The organism is Rhabdochlamydiaceae symbiont of Dictyostelium giganteum (assembly GCF_964291045.1).
Classification (GTDB): domain Bacteria; phylum Chlamydiota; class Chlamydiia; order Chlamydiales; family Rhabdochlamydiaceae; genus PALSA-1444.
Map to the genome: position 1 here is coordinate 883,735 of NZ_OZ197277.1, position 12,933 is coordinate 896,667.

Annotated in this window: 8 protein-coding genes; 5 read left to right on the plus strand and 3 right to left on the minus strand. The window is 36.7% G+C overall.

Annotated features, from left to right (window positions below; translation table 11 throughout):
- Positions 1-633 (minus strand): hypothetical protein, encoded by a 633-nt coding sequence (locus ACI7T6_RS03040; RefSeq protein ID WP_404664947.1) that lies wholly within the window; start codon positions 631-633, stop codon positions 1-3.
- 319 nt (positions 634-952) lie between these two features.
- On the opposite strand from ACI7T6_RS03040, the gene ACI7T6_RS03045 reads away from it, so the two are divergent.
- From ACI7T6_RS03045 to ACI7T6_RS03055, 3 genes are all read left to right on the plus strand, one after another.
- The gene (locus tag ACI7T6_RS03045) at positions 953-1,249 is read left to right on the plus strand and encodes a transposase (protein WP_404664948.1); all 297 of its coding nucleotides are present in this window, start codon (positions 953-955) and stop codon (positions 1,247-1,249) included.
- Between the two features lie 131 nt (positions 1,250-1,380).
- Entirely contained in the window at positions 1,381-1,554 is a 174-nt protein-coding gene (locus tag ACI7T6_RS03050; protein ID WP_404664949.1) for an IS3 family transposase, read from the plus strand.
- Positions 1,555-1,591: 37 nt separating this feature from the next.
- Positions 1,592-2,086 carry an IS3 family transposase gene (locus ACI7T6_RS03055; RefSeq protein WP_404664950.1) on the plus strand — a complete coding sequence of 165 codons (495 nt, stop codon included), beginning with the start codon at positions 1,592-1,594 and terminating at the stop codon, positions 2,084-2,086.
- Positions 2,087-2,469: 383 nt separating this feature from the next.
- Here the strand turns inward: ACI7T6_RS03055 and ACI7T6_RS03060 are convergent, their stop codons facing one another.
- On the minus strand, positions 2,470-3,729 hold the full coding sequence (locus ACI7T6_RS03060) for a protein phosphatase 2C domain-containing protein (RefSeq protein ID WP_404664951.1): 1,260 nt from the start codon (positions 3,727-3,729) through the stop codon (positions 2,470-2,472).
- A 119-nt stretch (positions 3,730-3,848) separates the two neighbouring features.
- On the opposite strand from ACI7T6_RS03060, the gene ACI7T6_RS03065 reads away from it, so the two are divergent.
- Together ACI7T6_RS03065 and ACI7T6_RS03070 are read left to right on the plus strand one after the other, a co-directional pair.
- Positions 3,849-5,144 carry an ankyrin repeat domain-containing protein gene (locus ACI7T6_RS03065; RefSeq protein WP_404664952.1) on the plus strand — a complete coding sequence of 432 codons (1,296 nt, stop codon included), beginning with the start codon at positions 3,849-3,851 and terminating at the stop codon, positions 5,142-5,144.
- A gap of 97 nt (positions 5,145-5,241) precedes the next feature.
- Positions 5,242-9,510: an ankyrin repeat domain-containing protein gene (locus ACI7T6_RS03070; protein ID WP_404664953.1), complete on the plus strand. Its 4,269-nt coding sequence runs from the start codon at positions 5,242-5,244 to the stop codon at positions 9,508-9,510.
- A 66-nt stretch (positions 9,511-9,576) separates the two neighbouring features.
- Here the strand turns inward: ACI7T6_RS03070 and ACI7T6_RS03075 are convergent, their stop codons facing one another.
- Positions 9,577-12,813: an ankyrin repeat domain-containing protein gene (locus tag ACI7T6_RS03075; protein WP_404664954.1), complete on the minus strand. Its 3,237-nt coding sequence runs from the start codon at positions 12,811-12,813 to the stop codon at positions 9,577-9,579.
- Positions 12,814-12,933 lie beyond the last annotated feature (120 nt).

Below are 12,933 nucleotides of genomic sequence, written 5' to 3' on the forward strand. Positions count from 1 at the left end.
TTAAGCTTTACACGCTTGATGTGCCTGAAAAATCATCATCAAATCCAGTTTTATCAATTGTTTATCTGCAATAGCTTGCTCTATTAGTTCTTCATCAAGGATTTGGTTATACTCTTTTCCCATAGCTCTTGCAATTGCATAGTAGGCACAACTTTGAATAAATGCTCTTGCATAATCTCTTTTTTCATTTAAATCAGGATTAATACCTAGATTTTCAAAAACGTCAAGAAGTAGTTTCAATAATTCCCTATTCATGTTGTTTCTAATTGATTCACCGGCTACACTTATCGCAATTAACCGTATCTCATCTACTGGATCCCACTCTACACCGCGAATAAACATTTTAATTTCTTCAATATAGGCTGTAGAATACTTCCAATAATTGCATAATACTCTTAGGGCAATTACACATAAATCTTCTGGATGTGGACCATATAAATATTTTTCGATTTTTTTCCTATATTTTACAGCTCCAATACGCCCTAAAATGTATATGAGATTGGAAAGTTCATTGACTGGTAACTGCTCCTTTGATTCAAATTTATTAGTTACATAAGCGATTTCATCTTTTGTAAGCTCATCCCAAGTGGCTTTGTCAATTAAGTGAGTCATATTATATTTTTTTTCTGACACAGGTTATTCTCTAGTTTGGATTATTCTTCGTTAAAAAGTAGTCACCTTTTCACTTTTTGTAAATCCTAAAGTTTCCCTTTCTAACATCAATTTTTTATTCATCATAATTACACTTTATTAATAGAGGGAAATTTAATTGAGTATTACCATCGTTAGATATGGAAGATTGTTACTTAACTTTAAAATGCCGATTGGGCAATGAGCTAAAAACTCTATTAACCTTCACTTACGACCCTATAGCTATATAATGGTATGGAAAATTAGGACCACTTTTTAAGGACTTTTAAGCTTATAATCTCCCTAAAAAAGGAGATAGAAAATGCCTAAAAAAAGACGAGTTCATTCAGCTGAATTTAAGCTTAAGGCCGTCATGGAGATCTTAAAAGGTGAAAAAACAATGGCTCAGTTAGCAGGAGATTTAGAAGTCCATCCTTTACTTCTGTCTAGCTGGAAAAAGCAGTTTTTAGAAGAAGGACCTAGAATCTTTGAAAAACGATCAAAAAGCTCTGGGGAGTCTCCCCTAGAGACAAAAGAAAAAGTAGAGCTTTTTGAACAGATCGGCAGGCTAAAAATGGAAGTGGAGTGGCTTAAAAAAAAATTAAAGATTCTGACTTAAGTGAAAGACGGAAGCTTATAGAGCCTTCAACTAAGGGGTTATCTCAGCGAAGGCAATGCGAGCTCCTTAGCGTGGGTAGGTCAGGGTTATGCTATAAGCCAAAAGAGCCCTCATCAGAAGATCTTCTTCTGATGAGGGCGATTGATGAAGAGTACCTTAAGCATCCCTACTATGGAAGACGACGAATGGCGATTGCTATGAAACATCAGGGGTTTAATATAGGACAAAAAGCTGTTAGAACAGCTATGCAAATGATGGGGTTAGAGAGGGTTTTCCCTCAAGCCAAATTTAAGTTTAAGCAGTAAGGAGTTCAAAAAGTTCCCTTACTTATTAAGAAATAGGGTGATTGATAAACCAGACCAAACATGGGCAGCAGATATCACCTATATCCCTCTATTAAAAGGGTTTGGATATCTATTTGCGATCATTGATTGGTTTAGTAGATATGTGATTACATGGGAACTTTCAAATGTCCTTGATACAGAATTTTGCCTCGAGGCTTTACAAAGAGGGCTAAAGAATAGATCCCCAGAGATTTTTAATACAGACCAAGGCGTTCAATTTACAAGCCTTAAGTTTACAAATTATCTAGAGAAAAAGGGGATTAAAATCAGCATGGATGGGAAAGGAAGAGCTCTGGATAATGTATTTGTAGAGAGGCTCTGGAGAAGTGTTAAGTATGAAGATATTTACCTCAAAGGACAGATAAGCTTAAAAGAGGTGAAGGTTAGACTGAAAGACTACTTTAACTTTTATAACGAAGATAGGCCTCACCAAGGACTTAAATATCAGACACCATCAGCAGTCTACTTTGGGACAAGCAAAATAGAGAAATAACAACTGAGATTACTAGCTTAGAAAACTGCAATTTTTGGTCTTGACAACTCGTACCACTTCACTATTACGAAGTGGGTTGACCATATTCATCATATTTATCCACTAGAGTTATCAGGTGAATTATATGAGGTAATTGAGTGCCTCTCCTTAATGTTTTTTGGAGAAGAATTTGAATATTTCCAAGAAGCGTTTCTAAAACTTGCTGATGGGCTCATTCATAATGAAGAGGGTTTTGCGCAATATCTAAGAGATTTCTAATAGCTAAAAACAGTCTAACTATTTGAAGGCAAGGGAGTGAATGCACTATCCAATTTAGCTGCTCTATTACTCTTATAAAGAAAAAAAACTAATGCTTTAATTTTTATTTAAAGTGATCCTAAAAATCACTTTTTTTCATTCTTAAATATATTCAAGACTTTTTGAAACCAAGACTTAGGCTTAACTAAATGGCATTGAGCAAGTGAGAAATCATCTCCAACACAACTCTCTGGAATGTTTAATCTCTCTTGCCGTAGCACCTCTGTTCCTTGAAAGCTTTTTTGAGTTAATGCATCTAAATAAGCGTTAACAGGTTTTGATTGATCGATCACTCCTAAAATCTCTTCTACTTTCGTTAAAGAACGCATAAAGTATTTTAATCCATTAGGATAGAGATCTTCTTTTTCTTCAAAAGGAAGTGTATCGTGGACTCCATCTGACATGAGAAATAATAGAGTCCCTTCAGGTAGAATGATATCAATATGTTGAATTTCAAAGGATCTATAGACATTAGGAAGAAAAGCCGTCCCAGCTTCACTTGCATGAGAGGCAAAAAGCTGAGAAAATGTTTGAGTTAAAGGGTTCCAGCTGATTAACATATTGTCTCCAATATTGATACCCACAATCCGAAATCCCTCAGGAATAGAAAACGCTCTACAGGCAACTAAAGTAGCCCCTTCTCCCCCGCATTTACTTTGTATTGCTTGATCCACTTGTTTAATTAATGCAGGAAAATCTTCTATAAGCTCTTCAGCTTGATGATACCCTGACATCAATTGAACAGCTGTTTTTGTAGCGATACGGGCAGCTTTAGCAATACGCATGTCTTGCTGCTGGTCTCCAAAGTGACCTCCAGCTCCATCTGAGAGAGCAAGAGCAAAACCATTAAACCCTTTAGTATCTTGGCAAGAGGCCATACATACAGCGTCTAAAAGAGTGTGTTCTTGATCATCGATACGGCTTTCTTTATTCGTGGCAAAAGTGCTTGCACAAATCGCTGACATATCCCCTGCTGCTTTATACTTTATTCTCTCTTGAGTAAGAGGGCGGCTCATTTGATTGGCGTATTGAACACGGACTGAGTAAAACTCCAATTTTTTTTTAAGATTAATATTCAAAAGACCTGCTTTCCAGTGCATTTCATCGCCACAGCGAGATAGCTGTTTTTTAAGCTCTTCTCGGTTACTGGAAAGTATAAATTTGGGAAGCTCAAGGGTTAGGTATTGCACAATCAATCTTCGATCTAAAGGTTTTACCTGAGCAGAAAGATTCCAAAGTAAAGTAGCCACCTCTTCAGCTAAATCTAGATCTCTTTCGTTAGAGGCTTGTAATAAAGCTAAATTAGAATGATCGAAATGATCACGAATAAGGGGGTTAAGGCTCATATTTCTCCTGCATACAGATAATATAAAATCGGTTTGAACTCAATTTTATGCTCTTTTGAAAAAATAGTTGCAACAAATATCTATATTATGTAAAAACTTTTGGAAAATGGAGGAGCTGTATGGTTTTACCAATACAAAAAGATTTTAATAATCTCAGCGCTATGATTGAGAGAAAAGAAAAAGAAGAACTTGATCATCGATCACGAATTGCAGCCATTGATCAAGTGATGAGAGAACGTATCCAACTCAATGACGATTTAATCAATTGCCAGATCGAAATTGTTCAAGATCTTTTAGCAACGCCTTTAGAGACAAGAGATTTTACAAGAGTTAGCGACGCTGTTCATCAAAAGCTTGAAGTGATCAGGGAAGAACATATCCAAAGTTTTAACGCCATTCTCTCCGCTAGAGAAGCTTATGTAGAAAATGGACAGCTCATTGATTTAACGCGTGAAAAGAAAGACATTTTACGTGAGCAATTTCAAACTTCTTTAGCAGGCTCTCTTCAAAAATTTCAAGCCAGTCTAAAAATTGATCCCTCTACAAATCTTCAAAATTTGGCTGAAAGTCTCAAAATCCAAAGGGAAGAAAATCTTGCTACTCACGATCAAATGTTAGATAGCAAAACCCCTTTAACCATGGAACTTGACACTCTTGCAGATCAACGGCAAAAGCTTCGAGAAATTTTGATGGGAGATAATGCCACATCCTCCATGAATATTTGGGTTGCCTGTCAACAAGGGAATCTCTCTTATCTACAAGAAGAATTTGATAAGAAATGGCCTTGGCAAAAAAAAGACTTTGTTAATCAACCCAATGCAGAAGGGTATACTCCGCTGCACATTGCAACATTTTCTAATCAACTAGATATTGCTGAATGGTTATTACAAAACCAAGCAAATCCAAATATCTCAGATTCTCTTGGTTACCAACCTCTTCACTACGCAGCTAAAATGGGAAATGTTTCGCTTGCACATGCTTTAGTTCGCAGTAAAGCCGATGTTAATGGAAAGGGTGAATATGAAAGAACTCCTCTTCATATGGCAGCTCATAATGGAAAAACTGAAGTTGTCGCTTTACTCATTCAAAACGGGGCAAATATCAATAAGCAAACCTCAAAAGAAGATGCCAAAAAAACACCTCTTCATGATGCTGTTATCCGGCAAAAAATACGGACAGCTGCAATTTTACTCCAAAACCCTAAACTTAATGTTGATATACGGGATGTGAAAAACTACACTCCTCTCTATCACGCGGTATTAGATGGTTCTTTAGAAATTGCAACGCTTATTTTAGGCCACAGCAGCTGGAAATCTCTTCAAGATAGACAAGATCCTAACCACCCTTCTCGCTTGCAAACGCTTATCCCTAGAGAAAATAAAACTGAGATTGAGCAGTTACTCAAAGGTCTATAGGTAAGGCTTTATAGTTAGTGCAATCATATTGTGCCCTAGATTTTATCTGGGGCATTTTCTTAAACCCTATCCAAGTTATGCAATTTTCTAGGTTTTTATGACATCTATCCCTTCGGTAAAATCTCAAAATCCCCCACCTATTCTCACTTGGAGCCAGGATTATTTTAGTATTATCCAAAATCCACTTGATGAAGGCCATACACAAGAAGCTATTGATAATTTGCTTTTAGTGCTCAATAACCCTCAAGATATTCCTGATTTGGAAAAGGCTTATCGCTATGTTTTCCATCTTTTACCTCATATGAATCAAAATGACGTAGGAATGCTCATCCCTCTTGTGCAAAACTTATGCCAATATGCTACTCATTGCGTAAAAGAACAAGCCCTTTTAGCTCTTCATTTAGCAGATTGGTATGTTTGTTTAGCTTCTAATAATCAACTTCAGCTCTCAGAGCGATTCTCTAGTTATCTCAAAGCAATGGACTACTTTGCTAAAGCGATTCAAATTTCTTCAAGCCATGACTATCATAGAAGAGCATCTGAGCTACTTATGAAGCTCATGCAAATATTAGCTCTTCATCCTGAATACGGATTTCTAAATCGGTTAGATCATGCAAGACGCTCTAATCACATCGAGAAGTTTGGAGAAATTATTAGCGGGCTTAATGCACTTGAGTCTCTATGTTGGGGAGAAATTGGTGCTACACTCATCAAGCAGCTCTATAAAGAAGCTGTTTCACTCATGATTAAGATCCCAGAGGCCTCTAAACAAAAGCTTCTTCTTCACTACACAGCAGTTCAAGAAGGAACGCAAAGAGCTCAACAAAATCTCTTGCTAAAGGTCGTTCCTCAAGAATATCTAACGCAAAAATACTTCCGCGCCTTGCAGGCGTTTAGGAATGTATTTGATCAATTGTTAAGAGAAGATGCCATTTCTAGAGAACAAATTACCCAAGCAGTTAAAAGCTTAGTTGGAGTTTTTTTTAGAGATGCCTTTACGATTTTGGGCACTCCCCCTTGTCACTACGATATCCGTGCCATGGGCTCTTGCGGTAGAGAAGAGCTATGCCGTTTTTCTGATCTTGAAGTGTTGATTTTAATTGAAAAAGAAAATTATATAGAATATTTTAAACTTTTGCTTGAGCTGCTAGACCTACAAATTCGCTCTTTAGGAGAGACAGCAGCTTCTCATCTTCAGATTATTTTTAGCTGTATTCACCTCAAAAATCCTTCAGGATTTCATTTAGATAGCGGAGATAATTGTATATTAACCCCTACTGCTTTAGCCAATCTTCAACGGATTCCCAATGATGATCCAGCCACTTTTGCGCATATGGCGCTCTTCTCAATCAGCTTATCTCAAAATACCGATGAACTCTTTAACCAATATCGCCATGCTCTTAATGAAATCTTTAAAGAAACCTTAGAGGAAGGTGTTACACTAGGACAAGCTCAAGCTCTTCGATTTATCAAAGCACGGGTGGATGACTATAACAAACTTCAAAAATCCCCCATTTGGGGCGTCAAAGATCTTAAAAAAAATTATACTCAATCTTTAAACTTACTTCTTGCCGATATTGCTCTTTATTGGGATATTCCTGATAGCAATACAGAAGATATCATTGAGGCTTTAAATGAACTGAAGGTTTTCACCCCGGAAAGTTGTGAACTTCTAAAAGAGTTCTCTCATGCCATTTATAAAATCCGTCTTAAACTGCACTCACATTATCAAGAGCAAAAAGAAGAGGGGTATTTAACAGGGATCTCAACTCAAACTAAATATGTGTTATCTCATGAAGAAAAACATCTTTTAGAAAGGTGCGACTGTCTTGTTTTAAAACCTCTTTATGCCCTCCTTACACCTTTATTTAAAAATTATTCTCTATGCCAACAGAATCAAGATTTTGCCAAGACTTTCTCTCAAGTTGATTTGGTAAAAACAGCGCTAGAAAATTTACTCCTAGCAGATACACATTCAGGTGCAGAGCTAAAGAAATTATCAAAACATATTAACAATACAGATCTCATTCACGTCTTAATTAAATCTCTTTTAAAAGAAAAGAAATTCTTTACTCTAAAACTCTATGAAGAACTTGGGCTATCTGTCCAGCAAGCTGTTGATGTGATTTATTACGCTAGAGATTGCTCTAAGTCTACTTTTTTAGTCTGTCATCAAAAAATAGTAGAACTCACTTTAGAAAATGTACAAAGCGCGCTTCTTGAAGCGATATCAGCAAATTCACTTTTCTGCACTCAAGTGCTGATTCCCCTAGGAGCCCGTATCAATCCCCTTACTGTAACTGAGGAAATTCCCCTCCACTACGCTATCCGTGAGGAAGCCTCTAATGTCATTTTTTTTCTCATCTCGCAAGTTGCTAATGTCAATATCATGAACCACAGTAGAGGGAGCACAGCGATGCACCTTTCTGCCCAAAGAGGGCGCGTTGATGATTTAAAGCTGTTACTTGAAAGAGGGGCGAATATAGAAGCTACAGATCTTGATAAAAAAACGCCGCTCTATGTTGCAGTGATTGCAGGACAAGAGTCTGCTGTAGATTTTCTATTTAAGCAAGGAGCTGATATAGGAATACGTGATTCTGAAGGGAAAGGTTTACTTCATATAGCCATTGCATATAATCACCTCTCTACAGTGCAAGTGTTGCTTAAAAGTAGTCAAGGTAAAGTACTTCTCACTTATCAAGATAGTGATGGTAAAGCACCCCTTCACACTGTATTTTGGGGAAATGAAAAACTAGAAATCCTTAAAGCTCTTTTAGAAACAGATGGAATCGATGTTAATATTTTGAATGCTCATGGCTATACACCGCTTCACTGGGCATGTAAACACAACCATCTTGAAGGGATCTCTCTTCTCATTGAAAAGGGTGCTGATCCTACTATCCTTAATCATTATGGATATACTCCCTTTGATTTAGCTTTGCAGCATGGTAAATACAGTGCAGCTCACAGACTTCTTGGAACTGATTACGAGCAGATAGTAAAGACGCTCTCATCTAGTGACGACGTCTCTAAACGATTACAAGAAGCTATAGATCAAGGGCAAACTCTTCATCAAATCATCTATCTTGAAAAATTAGGAAATTCTCATTTAGAGCGTAAAGAATATCTCAAAGCAAGCACCTGTTTTAACCAGGCCTTAGTTCTCTCAGAGCTTGCAGGTTATAATGCACTCTATCAACAATGTTTCTCTTACAAACTTGAGCAAGTGGAGATGTATTTTTTAGAGAGCCTGAATAAAAAAATGCCTGGGAGCTATCGAAATTTTGTCTCTAACTACCGCAAGCAACTTAAAAGCATTCGTGAAAGCATTGCTCTTCACTTCCAAGAAAATCTCTTCCCCACCTCTTTTTATCAAGAAAGCTCTAAACTCTTGCAAGGATTCTTGAAAGCCGTTGTAGAAGATTGTATTCAGCTCTTAGGAACCCCTCCTGTCCCGTATGCTATTATGGGGTTAGGAGCTTATAGTACAGAAATACTTCCCTATTCTGAGTTCAAATTAACCTTTTTAGTTGGAGAGCAAACTCCTGAAAGTACAACCTATTTTGAGTCACTTAAGAAGTTGATTGCGTTAAAGATAACTGGCCTTGGAGAAAGCGGACAATCGATAGTAAATCACGTGTCTTCAACCCAAGGGTTTAGAGTCAGCTATATCACTCCTCCTTCTCTAAATGTTGAAGGCATCACTCCTTTACAATTAGCTTCTTGGCAAAGTGAAGTGCATGATCATCCTCTTAAAGATCAAGCGCTCTATGGCTATCTCATCACAGGTCATTTAGAGGTTTTCAATCTCTACTGTAAAGAGGTGCAATCAATTTTAGAAAAAAGAGATATTCCCGTTATTGGAACTTCATTAAGAGAAAAAAGAGCTCTTCTACTCATGAAAAAAGCTCTTGCGGAGTTTAAATTAGCCTCTCCCCCCTCTGGGCACACACCCTTTAACAGCAGAAAATCTATTTTAAACCCTCTACAAAGTCTTATTGCAGCTCTTGCACTTTACTACGATATTTATAATATTCAAGAAGAGAGTAGCTTTTCCCGCATTGAACATCTTCAACAAAAAAAAGTACTTTCTCAAGAGACTGGAAATACAATTGCTGAAATCATACGTTATACGCAAAATCTATGCTGTAAAGCGCATTTATTTTATAAAACTGAGCAAGAAAAAGTGCTAAGGCAGACAGCTACTCCCCTACAAGTTCCTACATTACAAGTTTTACCTACAGAGTTTACGCACTTGACTAAGGGTTATGAAAAAGTGTACCAGCTCTATTTAACAGCTCATGAATTCACAAAAGAGAAGGATAAGAAGCTCTTTTACCAAATGAATTTTAATCCTAAGACTTAAAGTAAAAAGGCAGCTTTTATAAGCTGCCTAAAAAACAAAAGACATGTGTTTACATAAACTTGCTGCTTAATTATTTTTTTCATAGAGCTCTAATAACGTTAAAGCCTGCATCAGATGGCTCTTTGTGAGAATAACATCAGGATGAAAAGTTCCATAAACTGCAGTGAGTATTGCAAGCGCTACTTGATGAATTGCAACAGCTTCTTTCCATTTTCCTTGCCCTTGAAGACAAAGTCCTATCTCATCACAACAAAGTCCAACATCAGGATGGTTGTCTCCAAAAATAGAGGTTAAAATACTGTGACATTCGGCATGATATTTAAGAGCCTCGCTATATTTTTTCTGCGCAAAGAGTAGCACTCCTATATTTCCATAGCTTGTGGCAACTTCAGGATGTTTTCTTCCAAAACAACTGAGTTTCATTTCAAGGGCAATCTCGTAATATTTGAGAGCTTCATCTAAAGAATCCATTTTTCTAAGAACAAGTCCAATATTATTATAGATCGCTGCTATATCTTTTGTATGTTTTAAAATATACAACTCCGGCCCACCTTCATCATCTTTTAAAGAAATAAGTTTTTCTTCAAAACACCGAATTGCTGCATGAAAATATTCACGTGCCTCTTCATACCGTTTAAGCATTTGTAAGGCTCTTCCTATGAGATCATAGGCATAAATTAACATGATTTTGTCGCATATATCTCCTAAAGCAAGCAAAATGGAAAGAAATTGCTCACCAGCGTTTAGAGCCTCTTCATAGTTTCCCATACGGTGAAATGCATTTCCCATGTGTTGATAAGCTTGCGCTATACGGTACTCTTTCTGAAGGCTATCCGGCAGCTCTATGGCAACCTTAATCGCATGCTGAGCCCTTTTAAGAGCATTCACGGGATCTCCAAGTTCTTCTTCTGCAGCGCTCATTTCTAATAAGCTACTCATATCATTTGGATCTAAAGCCAAAGCTTGTTGAAATGCCTCTTCTGCTTTTTTGTATTCTGCCTTAAATGAAAGAACTACTGCATTAGGAGAATACAATCCATAAGCAAAATCATTTTTATAAATAATTGTTGGATCAGGTGATTTGATAAACTGTTGTATAGAGGCAAAAAAGGGTAAAAGAAGACCGTAAATTTCTTTTAACTGGCTTTGTGTAGAGGAGTCAATATAGAGCTTATGCGGATCTTCTATTTGACCTGGTTCTTTATGAAATAAGATTTCTTCTTCACTTTTATAGAATAAATGCGCTTTAAGTCTTAAGGATAAGACACTCTTAAAAGCTTTTTTAATATTACCAGCTCCTCGCTCAGAAAAAACTTTAAGTTTAGCTAAAGCATCGATGCGCTCTAAACTGTTTTTTTCTTTAATGTCAAAAAATAGAGCAAGACCATTAATCACTTCTTGAAGAGGACGGTAGAGTTCCTTTTTAATCCCAAACGCTTTTAGCTCTTCTTTTTCTAAAGAGAGATTAGGCTTAAATTCTAAAAGATGCCCTTCTAAAAGATGGAGTCCTAGCATCTTATGGAAAGGGATAGAAGGAGTTCCTGTCTTTTGACTACTGATACGCTTACGTTCTTGTTCATACATGCGCACAAGTTCAAGATCTCCATCTAGATAGTCTGTACAATTAAGAACGTTGGTAAAAATGATATTTTCTTCCATCCGTCTAGCTGTTTGAAACCCTGCAAAATAAAGAGGTGTTCCAATGAGTTCACTTTCTCCAATCCCATCAAAACGAAGCCCTTGAGGAGTAGGACTTAATTCTTGTCCTCCAAAAACAGGAAACGGAGTCTCTCCCATATTCGTAATTCTTAGCTGTAAAAATTGTGAAAGTCTCCTAAAATAGCTTAAGGCAGAAGGAGTTGCAGATTCAATGAGAAATCCAAAATCAACATCTGAATAAGGGCACATTTCTTTTCTTGCCATTGATCCCATACTCATAGCTGCCCATTTCACAGGAGGAGGCCCAAAAATAGAAATCCCCTTTTGAATGAGGTTCTGAAGAAATAGAGCTAAATCTTCTGAAAAGGCTTGTGTGGCTTTAAAAGGATCAGCCTGCATCATTTCACATGTTTTACGGTACGCTTTAAGATAAACACGGTAAGAGTGAAGTAGCTCACTTTCATCAGAAACAAGTGATCCTTCTCCTTTAATAAACCTATGTTCTATTTTACTGATCTTTTTAAAGACTGCCTCTTCTAATTCCTTCATACGCTCAGGAGCTTTTTCTAAAATAGCTAAAGCTGCATTTAAGAATTTAGCTGCACTTAGAATCTTTTGATATTGAGCTAAGGGATTTTTTTCTTGAGAGAGGTTTTGCTGAATATATTCATCGCTGATCCCTATTAAAGCCATCACCTGTTCTTTGATAGAGTCTATTTTTTTGGCTTCTAAAAGAAGATTAGCATAATAGGCAATCCTATCACACCCTTGAGGAGGAGGCAGCGATGGTGTTATCTTTAATAAGTGATAAGCAATTGCATAACGGTAAGGTGTTAAAGCTAGATCTAGCGGAGTTTCATGCTGATGATTCTTCTCTGAAATCAAGGCTCCTTTTTGAAGTAAAAGCTCTACACTTTTTAAACACCCACTTTTAACAGCTCCATGTAAAGGCGTATTTCCTTTATGATCTTTTTGATAAACAGCAGATCCAGATGTTAATAAGAGCTCGGTGATGTGAGGCTGCTGTTTTTTTAAAAATGCTTTATGAAGAGGCTGTCTTCCTTCTCGGTCTTGAGCATTCAAATATTTTTGAATTTCTGGATGAACTAAAAGCTGTTTTAGTAATGCTTCATGCCCATAAAAAGCTGCAACATGTAAAATAGTCTCTTGTAAACTTCCTGGAAATATTGGTGTCGATCCTGCATTAAGTAAGCAATCTACTATCTCTAGATGATTATGAATGGTTGCTAGATAAAGCGGCGTTTTTTGAAATCCGTTTAAGATATCAAGAGGCTTATTCGCCTCAATCCACAATTTTACAGCTATAAGGTCTCCTCTAGAGACAGCTTCATGCAAAGCAAAATCAGTTGTGTTAAGGGTTGTTTTATGGTAAAAAATAACTTTACCTGCATTAATTACAGGAGCATACCGATGATGGATGAGCCACTGTACCATTTTTTCAGCCGATAAACGTACATGAGGAGGAACCTTTTCTAAGGAAGAACTAGAGAGATCTAGAGGATATTGAATAACTCCTTGCTCAGCTTTTTTCTCTACAAAAACCTCATTTCCACGGAGATGAAAATCAAGACAAAGCCCCATGGATTGGTAGGTAGCAAATTTGGATGATAAGATAGTAGACATAGTAAGACCTTTTTTATTAAAATACAATCTTATGTCAATCTTTTATTTATTGAGAAGAATTAAAAATTATCCAGAAATTTGAAATAAATTATTTATTATTTTTCATAACCATCTTTATAT

Bases quoted from the DNA above. Each gene is read 5' to 3' on its own strand.
- ACI7T6_RS03065 (WP_404664952.1), top strand. From the start codon at position 3,849: ATGGTTTTACCAATACAAAAAGATTTTAATAATCTCAGCGCTATGATT.
- ACI7T6_RS03045 (WP_404664948.1), top strand. From the start codon at position 953: ATGCCTAAAAAAAGACGAGTTCATTCAGCTGAATTTAAGCTTAAGGCC.
- ACI7T6_RS03060 (WP_404664951.1), bottom strand. From the start codon at position 3,729: ATGAGCCTTAACCCCCTTATTCGTGATCATTTCGATCATTCTAATTTA.
- ACI7T6_RS03050 (WP_404664949.1), top strand. From the start codon at position 1,381: ATGAGGGCGATTGATGAAGAGTACCTTAAGCATCCCTACTATGGAAGA.
- ACI7T6_RS03075 (WP_404664954.1), bottom strand. From the start codon at position 12,813: ATGTCTACTATCTTATCATCCAAATTTGCTACCTACCAATCCATGGGG.
- ACI7T6_RS03070 (WP_404664953.1), top strand. From the start codon at position 5,242: ATGACATCTATCCCTTCGGTAAAATCTCAAAATCCCCCACCTATTCTC.